Here is a 16,022-nt window from a genome sequence, read left to right on the forward strand (position 1 = left end):
ATTACTTCAACCTCACTTTTATTGAATTTGCATGGGCTGTTAACCCCTCCTTATTAGCCAAATTAATTATGTCTTTAGATGCCTCATTAAAGGCTTCCTTTGAATAATATATATATGAAGATTTTTTGATAAAGCTATCTGTTGATAAAGCTGAAAAAAATCTTGCTGTTCCTGAGGTTGGCAATACATGATTAGGTCCTCCAAAATAATCCCCAACTGGTTCTGGAGTATATTGCCCTAAGAATACACTTCCCGCATTTTTAACTTTTCCAAGTAGCTCCATAGGATTAGCTACCATAAGTTCTAAATGCTCTGGTGATATTATATTTGAAAGTTCTATACACTGCTCTATACTTTCACAAAGTATTCCTATACCATATTTACTCATGGATTTTGTTATAATCTCTTTTCTACTAAGCTCCTCAGTTTGCTTCTCCATCTCTTCACAAACACCATTTAATAGTTCTTCCGACGTTGTTAAAAATATTGAAGAGGCTAAAACATCATGTTCAGCTTGAGACAATAAGTCTGCTGCTATATATTCCTTTTTACTAGTTTCATCACTTATAACTAAGATTTCAGAAGGTCCTGCTATCATATCTATATCAACACTACCAAAAACAAGCTTTTTAGCAGTAGCTACATAAATATTTCCTGGGCCTACTATCTTATCCACCTTTTCTATACTTTCAGTTCCATAAGCTAAGGCAGCTATAGCTTGAGCTCCCCCAACTTTATAAACTTCATCTACCTCTGCAATTTTAGCAGCAACTAAAATATATGGATTTACCTTTCCATTTTTAGAAGGTGGTGTTGTCATAACAATTTTATTTACTCCTGCAACTTTAGCTGGAATTGTATTCATAAGTACAGAGGATGGATAAGCTGCTGTTCCTCCTGGAACATAAACCCCTATCTTATCTAATGGAATAATTCTTTGCCCCATATATACTCCATTAGCTTCAGTATTTATCCATGAATTTCCCTTTTGCATCTCATGAAATTTATAGATATTTTTTTTAGCTTTTTGAAGAGATTCTATAAAATTATCTTCAACTAAACTAAAGGCTTCTTCTATTTCTGTACTAGATACCCTTAAATCCTCTAGCTCTACCCCATCAAAGCTTTTAGTTAAATCTTTAAGCGCCTTATCCTTTTCATTCCTTACCTTATTTATGATTTCTTCAACAGAATTAAGAATTTTTTTGTCTTCTTTTCCTTCTCTATCCTTTAGTTCTTTTATTACTAAATCTCTGTTTTCCTCGTTGAATTTAAAAATTCTTAACATATATAGCCCCCTCTTTTTTTACTATATTACCTCGCTAACCTTAAATAAAAATTCTTTTATTTCTTTTTCTTTTAGTTTAAATGCGGTGTTATTAACTATAACCCTTGCACTAATGTCACATATTTCATCTTTCACTATAAGTCCATTTTCCTTTAAAGTTATCCCAGTCTCCATAATATCTACAATTCCATCACATAACCCAAGTATAGGTGCAAGCTCCACAGAACCTTCAATTTTTATTATTTCAACATCCATTCCCTTTTCATAAAAATACTTTTTAGCTACATTTGGATACTTTGTCCCTATTTTTATATTACTGTAGGATTTAAATAACTTTGAATTTGGAAGTGATGCTACTATAAACTTGCATTCCCCTATTTTTAAATCCAGCATTTCGTAATAATTAGAATTACTTTCTATTAAGGTGTCTTTCCCAACTATTCCGATATCAGCTACACCATGCTCAACATAGGTTATAGCATCTGCACTTTTAACTAAAAAATAGTTATAATCCATTTTGTTGTCCTTAAATATAAGTTTTCTCCCTTTATCCTTTAAAGCTGATACATCAAAACCTGCCTTATCAAATATCTTGATGCTTTCCTTCTCTAATCTCCCCTTAGTTAAAGCTATATTTATTGCCACGATACCCCTCCATACTAAAGCACTATTTCATTTTCACCTATTTCTATATCTCCATTTATAGGAATCAATTCAACCTTATATCCACTAATGGTTAATTCCTCTGCTTTTTCTAATGCTTTTAGAAATTTTTCACTTGAAAAATAAAGTTTTTTCTCTACAAGTCTTTCTTTAATTTCATAAACATCCCCTAATGAATCAATGTCTATAGCAAACCCTATAGCCCCATTATCAACACCAAAGGATTTGATTAAGTTATCATATCGCCCGCCTTGGAGCACATACTTTCCAACTCCTTGTACATAGCCCCTCATTATTACTCCTGTATAATAATTGATTTTAGGAATCATACCCATGTCTAAAGATACATATTCTTTTAGGTTTAATTTTTTAATTCCCTCTAAAAGATTTTCTAAGTACTCTATAGAATCCCTTATCTGTGAATATATCTCTAACTCTTTAACTGATTTTAGTATCTCTTCACTTCCAAATAGCCATGGAAGCTTTTTAAGAAACTCTTTTTTAGATTCTTCTAAGCTTATTTCCTCTAATATATTTTCAAGCTCTCCAAGTCTCTTTTTCTCTATTAAAACTGCTATCCTCTCTTTTAGTTCTTCAGATATATCTATTTCATTAAATATAGAAGTTATTATTCCCATATGTCCAAGCTCTATTTTAAAGCCTTTAAGACCTAAAGCTTTTAGTGAGTTTATTGCAAGAAATATAACCTCTAAATCACCCTCTAGGGTTTCTTTTCCTATTAACTCAACCCCACAGTGAGTTATTTCATTTGCCTTTCCCCCAAAAGCTTCATTGACTCTATAAATATTTGAAGTATACCTTATTCTAATAGGCCTCTCATATTCTTTTAATTTTGTACTAACAACTCTTGCTATTGGAATAGTCATATCTGGTCTTAAGACAAGAATTTTCCCTTTATTATCAAAAAACTTATACATGTCTTCCTGTTTAAAACCTTCTGGATGTGAATTAAAGATATCATAATATTCTAAGGTAGGTGTTATTATCTGTTCATAGCCCCAAATCTCCATTTTCTTCTCAAGAATTCTCTTGATTTCCTCTTTCTTGTAACAGTCCTCTGAGATTAAATCTCTAGACCCCTCAGGTAAGAAATTTTTCACCGCCACAATTCTAGCCCCCAATCACTTTGCTTCATCACTTTATCCTGATAAATTGATGAAGTATTTAGATTAAATTATACTAGATTATAGAAATTTGTCAACAAACAAAGCTATAATTTAAGAAATAATATTGTAAAAACCCTATTAAGCAATCAATTAGCTAATGAACTTATAATTCCAAAAACTTTGTACACTTGTACAAGTGTACAAATATTCTTTTGGTATTTTTAAAAATTGTACTTTTGTACAATCGTACAGTTGTACAGATGTATAATTGCTTTTTCGAGACACAATATTTTCATAGATAGTTAACAGAGGTTTAGAATTTGACCCATTTTTTAATGAAAAAAAAGTGAGCTAGATAATTAATCTAACTCACATCGAATTTCCCTAATAATTTTTTTATTTCATCTTTTTCTAAACTTCTGTATTTAACCACACAAAACTTTACTTATATTCCCATTCAGTTACATTCCTTACTTACTTTCTCTTAATTTTTCAACCTCTTCTATTGATAATCCTGTTTTCTTTGCTATCATTTCTACTGAAAGTACATCCATTAAATTTTTTGCTAATTCTAACTTTTCTTTTCTTCTAACTTCTTTTTTTGCCTCTTCTATAGCTTTTTCTTTTTCCTCTTGATAAATTTTATCTACCTTAGTCATAGTTAACCATTCCCTCACTTTCTTAGCATAATTTTTTTCGATAAACTTGTCAGTAGCAGTAAGTATTCCTGCTATTAATGCTAATTGTTCTTCTTCGCTATCTATAAATTTAACTAGCTCTATGCTTTCTTCTATTATATTCTGTTTATGCCTACTAGTGTTCATAAGAGGCAACAGTACAATCTTCATTTTATCTTCTGAAGTTAGCTTCTCTTTATTTTGTATCCTTTTCTTTACCTCTTCAAAAATACTATCTCCATCAAAGTTACTCATAAATACACTTTGTGAGTTTATTATGATATCTCCAAAAGCAACTGTTGATTTAGCTTCCTTTACTTCTGCAGTATAAACTACAGCTATATGAATTCGCGGAAAGTCTTTAGTTTCTTCAAAATACCTTCTTAAGATCCTTACAGTATAGTCTAGATACTTAAACATATTTTCTTCTACTCTCTTATTACTTTCATATTCTAGCAATAATATAGATCCATCTTCTAATAAAAATATACTGTCAGCTCGCTTTTCATCCGCCTTAACCTCTGGTAAGTCTGATGGTATCATTTCAACTATCTTTGGATAATTTAATCCATATACGTTTAGTGCCTTGTCTTTATATATGGAACTCATTGATTTAAAAAGCACGTCCTTAGCTTGATATGTTATTCCCTTTGCTGCCAAAATATCATCTCCTCATCCTCTTCAATATAGGCTTTATAAACTGAATAGGGTAAGTCTTTATTACTTCTTCCCATTTCATATAATTAATGCTCTTGTACATTTTATATTTATGATAATTTTAGCATAATAAAATATTTATATAAAGCCATATTCTCAAAGGTTATCCCTTATTTTCTTCCTCTAGCTTCTCTCGAAGCACCACTTTTTATTATAAGCAAAATGCTAAAAAAAGTGAGCTAGATAATTAATCTAACTCACATCACATTTCCCTAATAATTTTTTTATTTCACTTTTTTCTAAACTTCTATATTGTCCTTTTCCTAATGATTCATCTAACTCTAAATCACCAATTGAAATTCTTTTTAAATATATAACATGGCATCCTACTGCTTTAAGCATTCGTTTTACTTGATGCTTACGTCCTTCTGAGATTGTGAGATATCCTGATACGGCTGGCTGTTTATAGTGATTTGATGAATCATTATAAACTTTTATAAGTTCACTTTCATTCTCAAAATCTTTATAAATGCCATTAGTTACCTTTTCTAGCTTTGATGATTTTGTTATCTCTTCATCAGCTCCTATAAATACCCCTTGCTCTAATCTATTAATACACTCTTCATCTAAAGATCCTAATGCTATGAAAAAATATTTTTTATCAACATGTTTCAGTGGACTCATCAACTTATTATTAAGCTCACCGTCATTTGTAAGTAATAATAAGCCCTCTGTATCTTTATCTAATCTTCCAACATGAGATACACCATTCATATTTTCCTCTTTGAAAAAATCAAATACGGTTTTATATTTATCATCTCTTCTTGCAGTAACGCACCCTGAAGGTTTATTAAACATATAATAGGCTTTGCCCATATAAGAAATTTTTTCATCAAGGTACTCAACTATATCCTCATTTTCATTAATTGTTATTGCAGGCTTTATGACAACCTGTCCATTAACTTTTACTTTTCCATCTTGTATATATATTCTTACAGTTTTACTATTTCCAATACCTGATTGTGCTAAAAATTTATCTAATCTCATGAGTTCACTTAATCCTTCACGCCTTAATACTGTCGCTCCTCCACCCATAAAACTATACTAACACCAAACACCAAGCAAGAATATAAATATTTATCTATTTTTCTAGTTATCTATTTATATACATTTCTAGTTATCTATTTATATATTTTTCTATATAAATAGATAACTATATAACTATATATAGTGTTTATGCGGCTTCAGGGCATTTTTACCAATAAAACAATAGTCTTATTTTAATAGATACGATATAAGCACTATTAAAAAACCAACAATCACTGCTAAATCATTAATTTTAGTTTTATCACCTTTATTTTTCTTAAAGAAAGTAATAAATTTACCTGCTGATATAAATATAAACGATGTACTGATAAGCGCTTTACTAAAAGTTTTACTTAAAGTTATATCTGAAACCATCACAATAGAAATTGGCAGAATAATTATAATTGCAGCTATTAGATACAATATTAAATTTAAACAACTTAGTTTTAGAAATAACATAAAATCCAATTTATTTCTTTTCATATACTCTTTCCCCTTTTCCACCCTGAGTTATATCTAAAAAGTTTTGAAGGTCTATGTCCAGCATCTTTTGTGTATTCATTTGTTTCAACTACCATGTTTGCTATCTTTCTTCTAAAGGCAGCTGCTAAAAGTTCTTTTCCTTGAATTATTTCATAAACTCGTTGAAGTTCTGTTAATGTAAATAATTCTGGCATAAGATTAAAAGCTAGGCTGGTATATTCTATTTTATTTCTTAATCTCTCAATTGCATATTCTATAAACTTTCCATGGTCAAAGGCTAATCCTTCATTTTCAATAAGTTCTCTTTTTATTTTTCCCTCTAGATTTTCTGTAGTTTTTATTTTAGCTGATAATGTGTCTACTTCATTCCAAAGTTTTATTTCTACTAATTGCTCGTATATATATCCATTTTCTACTGACGTTTTCTTTTCTTCTAATATATCATAACTAACGTTAAACCAACTGGCGTCTGTTTCATCTTCACCAGCTGTAATATTTAAAGATTTGCTATCAACTAATGCCATATAAGAAGAACTTACTACTCTTGTTCTTGGATCTCTACTTACTTCCCCCCAAGTGTATAGTTGTTCCATATAGATATCTTCTATTCCTGTTTCTGCTTCTAATACACGTAAAGCAGCTTCATCCAAGCTCTCTTCAATTCCTACAAAGCCTCCAGGAAGAGCCCACTTGCCTATATAAGGATGATCTCCTCTTTTTACTAATAGAACTTTTAAAGCTTTTTCAGGAAGCTTTCTATAATTTTCTTTTTCTTTATCCATTACAGTAAATATAAGCATATCCACTGTAAAAGATGGCTTCTTATATATATCATCATTATATTTTTTTAAAAACTCTTCTTCCGTTAATCCTTGCTTATTTTTAATCTCTTCCATAGTCTCTACCTATTGCAGCTCATATTTAGGCGGCAAAATCCCTTTGTGCTTATTATAGTCATGTTTAGCTTTTATTTTATCATCTACTTCTTTATCTCCGCTAGTTCCTTTTTCTATATAATCATTAATTTGTTTATAGGTAAAACCTAGTTTTTCCTCATCAGACTCCCCTGTCAATCCATCACTTGGAGTTTTATGAACTAACCCATAAGGCAATCCTAAAAAATCACCTACGGCTATTACTTCCTCTGTGGTTAAGTCACCTATAGGATTAAAGTCATAGGCATTATCTCCCCACTTTGTAGTATATCCTACGAAACCTTCTGACTTATTTCCTGTACCACATACTCTATAGTGCATGGAGGAGCCTATAGCATACAAAGTAGTCATTCTAAGTCTTGGTGGAATATTTATTTTTCCATCTTTTGATAAGCTCTCTTCATCAATTCCCTCTAATAATCCCTTATATGCCTTCTCTATATTTACTACCTTATAATTAATTCCTAATAGATCTACAATCTTCAAGCTATCTTCTATATCTTTTTGTTCTCCGTTTGGCATTAAAACACCAAATACTCTTTCCTTTCCTAAAGCTTCAACTAAAAGTTTTGAGGTTATGGTGCTGTCTTTTCCTCCACTGATTCCAATAACTGCACCTTTAGCATTAGGTTGTTTTTCAAAATATTCTCTAATCCAATTTTTGATTTCTTCACATACCTTTTCCACCTTAAAATTTTCTCCCATACTTCTACCCCTCCTTATTTAAAAACTTCCATGTAGTCTATTTCTTATTTCCTCTAACGAATAATCTTTTATTAACTTTCCATCCTTAAATACAAGTTCTAGCAAATTGTCTTTATATGCTGCCTGCTCCTCTATAGTTAGTTCATCTTTATATAAAATATCTTCCCCTTCTTTATAAACATAACACATACCTTTTTGAGATTTTTTGAAGTTATCTTTGTCAGTCTTAGGAGCCTTAAAGATGAATTTTTCTTCATTATTTATTACTGCATGAGTTGCTTTTAATGCAAATCCAAAGGTATCTCTTGTGTTGTACTGGTAGGTATAGGAACCTATTCCAAAGGTACAATTATTTACTGCAAAACCCTTCTCTTCTAAGCCTTTGCAAATATCTTCACATCTTTCTACAGTTATGCTGTCACCATATATGGTTCCTATTTTAGGATTTAAAACCTTATATCCCTTTGAATTAACTTCTCCTCCAAATATATCCCAAAGAAGTTCCACAGTTCCTTTATACTCATCACTGCCTTTTTCTGCATTTTTGTCTCCACAGATTATTTTCACTGGATCTCCGCTATCCCCTCTTATAATTACCTTTCCATCCCTATTTAAAATTTCTTCTTTAAGTGTTGGAAGTATTGATGTTATAACATTCCAGTAATCATAGGTATCAGATACTATGCTTAATGGCCCTTTTGGAAAAACCTCAGTTATTAATCTCTTATAGGCTGAGAACTCATCTTCTCCATAGCTGCACATTACGCTATGCTCTGTAGATGGAGTTCCAACTCCAATTACCTCTTCATCTAAGTTAGCATTATAATACTCTTCTAAGTAGGTTATAGCAGGTATTGTTGCAGTACCTACAAAGGATAAAAGGTGAGCTGAGGCACTTATTTCTGCACTTTCTATTGAGCTGAAACCTCTCATACTAAAGTCTCCACAAGCTCTTTTAATTTCTCCATCGACTACAGTAAGCTCAAAATATTTCTCTACTATCTCTCTATATCTATAGGCAATAGTTGCACTAGTCATAGGCTGCCATATATTACAGCTCATGAAAGTTTCTAGATAGTTTACAAGCCAAGGAAAATCTTCATGAGTGTTAGTTATCTCAATCATAGGGGTTTTGATGTTTACCCTTGATCCTTCTTCAACAGCTTTAATTTGTATAGGAAGATATCCTAAATCGTGAAGTGCTTCAATATGCTTTGTATCAGAAGCTATATCTCCCATGGTTTTTGATATTACTCTCTTATACTCTGATATAACTTCCTCTTTATCTCTTGAAAAGAAATTATCATTAAAATACTCAATTAAATACTTCTTTAAAAATGGTTGAAGTCCAAACATGACTACCTTGTGCATATCTTCTTTTCTAGACATTCTTGGTGTCCAGTAACTTACTAGCTTTGTCATTCCTTCTGCATAACACATATGGTGTATTGTTTTATAAAAATCTGTTAATAAAAATGGACTTATCATGCTTAATTCCCCCTATTTATTACTTTTACCTGTATTCCTTCTGCTACATCTAATGCCTTATCATGAAGTGAATCATCAAAACTTGCACAAAGACTTGCATCTATTAATATCTCTGCATTTCTATATTGTGATTGAAGCATAACCACATTACTTATTACGCATATATTAGTAACAACACCTACAAGCTCTATCTCATTAATTTCTTCTCCCAATTCTTCTGAGAGTCTAATTACATCTTTTGGAGCCAAACCAAAACCTTCTTTTTCATAATGTAGGGTATTTTCTTTCCCCAAAAATTCATTAAGTCTTCCATAAAGCTCGTGCCCATTAGTTCCTTTAATACAGTGAACTACAGGTAAGTTTTTACCTTCTCTAGTTTCTAAATAATCCTCATAATGAGTGTCATAGGTAAATAAAACCTTATCTCCATTTTCTAAATACTTTCTAACCTTATCATATATTCCTGATTCTAGAGTTTCAGCCTTTTTAAACCCTAAAGTTCCATCCACAAAATCCTTTTGATAATCAATAACTACTAATAGTTTTTTCATCTTAAATTCCTCCTTAAATCTCATATACCTTAATTTTTTTATGATCTTTACTCAAAATACTATTTGTTGTATATATTCCTGTTATTAAATCGCTATCTAATAACTTGCCTTCAAATATTGTATCTTCACAGTGGGTAACTACAAGATATATTTCTCCTGCTCCCATATCTTTAAGCTTAGAAGCTGTAAGTTCAAAGGTTCCTCCTTTTGAACATAAATCATCTACTATAATCGCTTTAAAGTTTTTACTTTTTACCTCACCATTGATTTCTAACTTGTTTATAAATCCTGTTTTAAAATCACGTTCCTTATTTGCAGTTAATATCTTTTCATAAGCTATTTGATGAGCATATCTCTTTGAGGCTCCAGCATCTGGATAAACTAAATATACATTTTCATCATTTAATTCTTCTATTAATTGCTCTGTAAGTCTCTTAGACATATTTACTACTTTAACTCTATCTATTAATGCAACAGATACTTCAGAATGAGGTTCATAAATTGTTACATTTTCAAAATCTAAACTATTAATCAACTTACACAAATACTTTAAAGTAAATACTGTTACACCTTCTGTTCTATCCATTCTGCTGTAAGGCATATAAGGAAGTACTAAACTACACTTTACTCTTAACTCATCTAAATGTCCTTTTAAAAATATCAAATTAGTTATATCTTCATTATTTTCAAACTTAACCTTAATCTCATTATCATCTTTTATATTTAAATCACCACTATGAATAAGTGCCTCACCATTAGGAAACTTTTTTATATCTATTTTTTCATTATTAAAATAAATCATTTTCTAATCCTCCTAAATCTTAATAACTTTTTTAAATACTTATTTTTCTTTTGATATTATCAACTTGTTAATATGTATTTATAGTACATCTTATTCAACTTTCTGTCAATATGTTCTTGAGATTTTTTGTAAAATAAAAAGAAGTTCTTAAAATTAAGATACTTCTTGTTTTAAATAATCTGGTACAGGAAAACTTTTTATATGTTTAAACCTTTCAACTTTCACTTCTCCAGCTTCTATTTTTATAATTATATCATCTACACCAAGGGTATTATGTGCTCCTATAAATGGTCTTACTTCAACCGTAACAATAAAAGAAAAACTTCTATATCCATTTGGCCTTTCTATTTTTAAAAATTCCATATCAAACAAATCGTACATATATGCTTTTCCATAATATTTTTCTATTTCTTTGGTTATATATGGTTCTATAAGTGTAGCTATTATATCTTTATACAATTCTTCTATAGATCCTTCTTCTGGTGTATATTTATAAGGTAATCCTAACTTAGCATCTGGTGTTTTTTCAACACTCCATGCCTTATTTTGAAATAATAAAATAGATATACTAATTATTAAAGATGTTACCGCTAATCCTCTTTTCATAGCTGCAATCCTCCTTAGGAAAATTAATAATCCTATACTATATAATAATATTATTTCACTATTTGTTTATTAATATATTGAGAATATTTGAAGTATTATGCTTATCATCCCAGTAAGCATTAATCTCAAAAATATATTCTCCTTCTTTTTCAGGAAGCAATATTGTTACTGAATTTGAAATATCCCCTCTAATTTCTTGATACACCTCTCTATTATCCTTATCTTTCCATATTGAAACTATAAGTTTTTGAGGTGGACAATTTATAGGCTTAGTTTTAAAATCTATATCCATATAACTACTTGCAGTACACTTTATTTCTACATGTAATTTTAATTTCCTTTAAACTAAATAAAAATAGTCCTACAGAAGCAGGACTACTCTATTTTTATATTAAATTCTAGAATCTATAAACCTCAACATTATCTACAGCTTCTTTAACTAAAGCATCGATATCTAAAGCTTCTTCTGATTTTCTTATTGGCTCTACTTGTGGTTTAGTTTTAGGATGTTTAGGTACAAATATTGTACAACAGTCTTCATATGGTCTTATAGATATATCATAAGTTCCTATTCTTCTTGATATATCCATTATGTCTTCTTTATCCATTGATATTAATGGTCTAAATACTGGTCTATCTGCTACATCTGTTGAAACTATTAAACCTTCCATAGTTTGAGATGCTACTTGACCTATACTTTCACCTGTAGATACTGATTGAATTCCTTTTTGTTCAGCCAATTCACAAGCTACTCTCATCATAAATCTCCTCATGATTATTGTAAGCTCATCTTCTCTACATTTCTCAATTATGCCCATTTGAATCTCTGTAAATGGAACTACATATAAATTAACTTTTTCTGTATAGCTTGCTAATACTTTTGCTAAATCCTTAACCTTATCTTTAGCTCTTTCTGAAGTATATGGGTGAGAGTGATAATATACACAGTGAAGTTCTACCCCTCTTCTTGCCATCATATATCCAGCTACAGGTGAATCTATTCCTCCAGATAACATAAGCATAGTGCTTCCATTAACTCCATAAGGAAGACCACCCTCTCCTTTTACTATGTCTAACTTAGTATATAGATAAGCCTTATCTCTTATTTCAACCTTAACTAAACATTCAGGATCATTTATTTTAACTGAAAGCTCACCTTCATAGTTAGTTAAAACATATCCTCCAACTTCTCTTGAAACTTCCATAGAGTTTTTAGGGAATTCTTTATTAGCTCTATTAGTTTCTATTTTGAAGTTTGATGCTTTAGCTTCTATTACCTTACTCAAAGCAAGTTTTTTAATTTCTTCATAATCTCTTTCTATTTGAGTTACTATACAAACCTGAGTTACTCCAAATACTTTTCTAATTCTACTACAAGCTTCTTCTAAATCCTCTGAATATACGAACCATCTTCCCATGTCTGTGATGAATTCATATTCTATTCCTTCAAGTTTTTTAGCTATATTCTTTTTTAATAGTCTCTCGAATTTATTTCTGTTTAGTCCCTTTAAAAATATCTCAGGGGCACTTTTTATAAGTAATAATTTTTTCATTTTCTAACTCTCCTTAAAAATAACAATGATTTCTTAAGTGCTTCATTGGATAAATCCACTTCTTCTATGGTATTAAATCTTGAAAAAGAAAATCTTATAGCACCATCTATGTCTTTATAATCTAAACCTAAAGCTTTTAATACATGACTCTCTTTGCCACCTCTTGATGAACAAGCAGAACCTGTGGATACAAATATCCCATTTTCCTCAAGGGCATGTAAAAGAACCTCTCCCCTTATACCAGTAAAAGAAACATTTAATATATATGGACTTATGTTTTCCTTTCGAGGAGAATTTATTTTTATATTTTCTATTCCTTTAAGTTTTTCTATAAAGTGTTCTTTTATTTCCCAAACCTTTTTATAACTTTCTTTAATTGAGGCTTGTGCCATCTTTGCTGCTACAACCATTCCCATTACTCCAGGTAAGTTTTCAGTTCCACTTCTAAAACCAGACTCTTGTCCACCACCTGAAATCAATGGTTTTAGTCTTAAGCCTTTTCTTATATAACAAAAACCTACTCCCTTAGGTCCATGAAATTTATGAGAACTTACAGTTAAATAATCTATATTAGCTTTTTTAACATCAATAGCTATTTTACCATAACTTTGAACTCCGTCTACATGAAATTTTGCTCTAGTAGAATTATCTTTAATTATTTTCCCTATTTCTTCAATAGGCTGAATAGTTCCGATTTCATTATTAACATGCATTATGGATACTAATACAGTATTTTTATCTATAAAACTTTTTAGTTCTTCTAAATCAACTTCACCATTTTCATTGAGAGATAATTCATAAACTATTATTCCCTGTTCTCTTAGCTCATTTAAAGCATTTAAAACTGAAGGATGTTCAAATTTAGTTGTAATAATATTGTTCCCTGATTTTCCAATTCCTTTTAATATAAAGTTATTTCCTTCACTTCCTCCAGATGTAAAAAATATTTCATCTGAAGTTGCATTTATAGTTTTAGCTAACTCTTCTCTACTAGTTAATAACATTCTTTCTGCATTTAACCCTAACTTATGAAGAGAAGATGGATTGCCATAATATTCTTTCATTCCTACTACTATTGATTCTATAACTTCTTCTGTAGGTGGAGTAGTTGCTGCGTTATCAAAATATATACTCACTCCTATCACCCTTTCTCTATATTACTCTCTTCCTTAAAAAGACTCTAATACAAGATTAATTAAAAACCTTCATTATGTCAAAGGTAAGTTTCATTTAAAATAGGTAAAATCCACTATGAATATATCATAATGGATTTTTAATTAATCTATTTAACTTATTTTTGCTAGTTTTTCCATAAAAAATTTCTTTAACATCATACATATTCCTAAACCTACTACCATTATAACGGATAAAATTATTATAATGTGCATGTTCCCTGTAGCTATATTAGCTCCATAAAAAGAAGATATAACTAATGCTGGCATTCTTCCAAGTGTTGAGTAGATTAGAAAATCTTTAAAACTGATTCTAGATAGAGCACATAAAAATACTGAACTATCCTTAGGTATTCCTGGAATTAAATATATTAAAAATACTATTAAGTTTATCTTCTTAGCATTTAAAAGCTTTTCAAATGGTCGTTTTAACTTTTCAGGTACAACTTTATCCACTAAAGAATTCCCAAACCTTCTTGTTCCAAAAAATAATACTGCTGAACCTAAATTTATTCCTATAATAGAATATAGTGTTCCAAGAAATGTTCCAAAAATATATCCTCCAGCTGCCTGGGTGACTTCCCCTGGTATAAAGAATATAACTACTTGAGTGACTTGAAGTAAAATAAACATTAACACTCCAAAGTGACCATAACTTTCTATATATAAACTAATTGCTTTCGGATCTTTCATTAAGTTTATTGCTTGAGCTAAACTCTCTCTATAAATAAATCCATAAAAAGAAAGTACAATAATAATCATACCTGTAAGAAGTTTTCCCCAATGATTTTTCAATATATTTTTCATTGATAGTCCTCCGTTTTAAGTTTATGATTATATCTTATCGTACTTTTCTTAAATATATCTTCTTAAATTCTTAATTACTTCTTAAATTTATTCCATTGCGACAAAATCTACCTTTTCTACTCCATCTACCAAGTATAAATCTTCTAAAAGGTCTGTTGCATCCCCTTCTAAAGAAGTTATATCCATGGTAATACTTACATTCGCTAGATTGTTTATAGGAATTCCTTGATCTATTGTTAGTATATTTCCACCTTTTTCAGTTAAAAAATTCAATAAACTTGAAAGAACTCCTTTTTTGTGAGAAATAATCATATTAAAAGTAAACTTTCTTCCATGACTACTTTCTGCAAATTCAAAAACATAATCCTTATATTTATAATATACACTTCTACTAATTCCAACTATCTTAGCAGCCTCAGTTATTTCCTTAACTTTCCCATCTTTTAATAATCTCTTTGCCTTTAATACCTTTTCAAATACTTCTGGCAAAACCCTCTTATCCACAAGTATATAATTACTATTCATCTTAACTCACCCTTTAATTATTTCGGCCCCTATATTGTTTTCCTTAAGTGTTACAACTGACCACTCTTTTTCAAACTTAATCATATGAGCCTTTATTTTATCTTTAGCGGTATTATCCTCTTTCTTAACTATACTCATAATAGTTGGACCTGCTCCGCTTAAAAAAACACATAATGCTCCCAAATCCAAAACTTCTTTAGTTATCTCCTCAAAGTTAGGTATAAGTTTACTTCTATATGGTTCATGAAGTTTATCCTTACAAGCATACTTTAGCATATCATAATTGCCTAAATAGAAACAACTTAAAGTAAGAGCAGCTTTTCCAACATTATAAACCCCATCCTTAAATGGTATTGTAGCTGGAAGTGCTCTTCTTGCCTTCTCTGTAGATAAAGTAAAACTTGGAATAAATGATAAAAATTCTATTCCCTCTTTTATATCCACCTTATTATAATAAGCTTTCCCATCTTCCATAGAAGAAACTACAATTCCTCCAAAAAAAGCTGGCGCTACATTATCTGGATGCCCTTCTATTTCTACAGACATATTAAAAAGTTCCTCTAAGTTGAAGGGAGAACCCATAAGTTCATTTGCCCCTAAAAGCCCCCCAACTATACAGCTAGAGCTGCTTCCAAGACCTCTTGAAATCGGAATATTCTCTTCTAAAATACTTATCTTAAGTCCAGTAGGCTTATAATCTGCTCTATTAAAACATAACATCATGGCTTCATATATGATATTATCTTTATTGCAATACTCTTCTTTTACTCCCTCAAACTCTAAGCCTTCTTTAATCTCTTGAAATTCAAACACATTAAAAAGTTCGAAGGCTAACCCCATACAATCGAATCCAGCCCCAAGGTTTGCAGAAGTGGCAGGTACTTTAACCTTAACCAT

Annotated in this window: 18 protein-coding genes; all 18 read right to left on the bottom strand. The window is 30.4% G+C overall.

Features of this window, described 5'->3' with window-relative positions; all coding sequences use genetic code 11:
* Position 1: 1 nt before the first annotated feature.
* Positions 2–1,288, bottom strand: coding sequence for a histidinol dehydrogenase (hisD, locus tag B3N22_RS05705; RefSeq protein ID WP_286905363.1), 1,287 nt, complete (start codon positions 1,286–1,288; stop codon positions 2–4).
* 21 nt (positions 1,289–1,309) lie between these two features.
* Complete coding sequence (gene hisG / locus B3N22_RS05710) at positions 1,310–1,933, bottom strand: ATP phosphoribosyltransferase (RefSeq protein WP_286905364.1); 624 nt, start codon at positions 1,931–1,933, stop codon at positions 1,310–1,312.
* 14 nt (positions 1,934–1,947) lie between these two features.
* Positions 1,948–3,078: an ATP phosphoribosyltransferase regulatory subunit gene (gene hisZ, locus B3N22_RS05715; protein ID WP_286905365.1), complete on the bottom strand. Its 1,131-nt coding sequence runs from the start codon at positions 3,076–3,078 to the stop codon at positions 1,948–1,950.
* Positions 3,079–3,548: 470 nt separating this feature from the next.
* A complete protein-coding gene (locus B3N22_RS05720) occupies positions 3,549–4,415 on the bottom strand; it encodes an RpnC/YadD family protein (protein WP_286905366.1) in 867 nt (288 codons plus the stop codon).
* Between the two features lie 249 nt (positions 4,416–4,664).
* Complete coding sequence (locus B3N22_RS05725; protein ID WP_286905454.1) at positions 4,665–5,459, bottom strand: pseudouridine synthase; 795 nt, start codon at positions 5,457–5,459, stop codon at positions 4,665–4,667.
* Between the two features lie 228 nt (positions 5,460–5,687).
* Positions 5,688–5,981, bottom strand: a complete 294-nt coding sequence (locus B3N22_RS05730) for a hypothetical protein (RefSeq protein WP_286905367.1) — start codon at positions 5,979–5,981, stop codon at positions 5,688–5,690.
* Positions 5,978–6,877, bottom strand: coding sequence for an NUDIX hydrolase (locus tag B3N22_RS05735; protein ID WP_286905368.1), 900 nt, complete (start codon positions 6,875–6,877; stop codon positions 5,978–5,980). Before B3N22_RS05735 ends, B3N22_RS05730 begins: the two co-directional genes overlap by 4 nt.
* A 9-nt stretch (positions 6,878–6,886) precedes the next feature.
* Complete coding sequence (nadE, locus tag B3N22_RS05740; protein ID WP_286905369.1) at positions 6,887–7,621, bottom strand: NAD(+) synthase; 735 nt, start codon at positions 7,619–7,621, stop codon at positions 6,887–6,889.
* Between the two features lie 18 nt (positions 7,622–7,639).
* Entirely contained in the window at positions 7,640–9,109 is a 1,470-nt protein-coding gene (locus B3N22_RS05745; protein WP_286905370.1) for a nicotinate phosphoribosyltransferase, read from the bottom strand.
* Positions 9,110–9,111: 2 nt separating this feature from the next.
* Positions 9,112–9,660 (bottom strand): cysteine hydrolase family protein, encoded by a 549-nt coding sequence (locus tag B3N22_RS05750; protein WP_286905371.1) that lies wholly within the window; start codon positions 9,658–9,660, stop codon positions 9,112–9,114.
* Positions 9,661–9,673: 13 nt separating this feature from the next.
* A complete protein-coding gene (locus B3N22_RS05755) occupies positions 9,674–10,462 on the bottom strand; it encodes a ribose-phosphate pyrophosphokinase (protein WP_286905372.1) in 789 nt (262 codons plus the stop codon).
* Between the two features lie 153 nt (positions 10,463–10,615).
* Complete coding sequence (locus tag B3N22_RS05760) at positions 10,616–11,068, bottom strand: DUF3888 domain-containing protein (protein WP_286905373.1); 453 nt, start codon at positions 11,066–11,068, stop codon at positions 10,616–10,618.
* Positions 11,069–11,126: 58 nt separating this feature from the next.
* Positions 11,127–11,360, bottom strand: a complete 234-nt coding sequence (locus B3N22_RS05765) for a hypothetical protein (RefSeq protein ID WP_286905374.1) — start codon at positions 11,358–11,360, stop codon at positions 11,127–11,129.
* 106 nt (positions 11,361–11,466) lie between these two features.
* Positions 11,467–12,621: a tRNA uracil 4-sulfurtransferase ThiI gene (gene thiI / locus B3N22_RS05770; protein ID WP_286905375.1), complete on the bottom strand. Its 1,155-nt coding sequence runs from the start codon at positions 12,619–12,621 to the stop codon at positions 11,467–11,469.
* A complete protein-coding gene (locus tag B3N22_RS05775; RefSeq protein WP_286905376.1) occupies positions 12,618–13,757 on the bottom strand; it encodes a cysteine desulfurase family protein in 1,140 nt (379 codons plus the stop codon). The genes thiI and B3N22_RS05775 overlap by 4 nt, the downstream gene beginning before the upstream one ends.
* A gap of 150 nt (positions 13,758–13,907) precedes the next feature.
* Positions 13,908–14,600 carry a TVP38/TMEM64 family protein gene (locus B3N22_RS05780; protein ID WP_286905377.1) on the bottom strand — a complete coding sequence of 231 codons (693 nt, stop codon included), beginning with the start codon at positions 14,598–14,600 and terminating at the stop codon, positions 13,908–13,910.
* An 87-nt stretch (positions 14,601–14,687) separates the two neighbouring features.
* On the bottom strand, positions 14,688–15,125 hold the full coding sequence (locus B3N22_RS05785; protein ID WP_286905378.1) for an ACT domain-containing protein: 438 nt from the start codon (positions 15,123–15,125) through the stop codon (positions 14,688–14,690).
* Between the two features lie 6 nt (positions 15,126–15,131).
* Complete coding sequence (gene thrB, locus B3N22_RS05790) at positions 15,132–16,022, bottom strand: homoserine kinase (RefSeq protein WP_286905379.1); 891 nt, start codon at positions 16,020–16,022, stop codon at positions 15,132–15,134.

Origin of the sequence: Clostridium sp. UBA1652 (genome assembly GCF_002320975.1) — a bacterium.
GTDB lineage: Bacteria > Bacillota > Clostridia > Clostridiales > Clostridiaceae > Clostridium_T > Clostridium_T intestinale.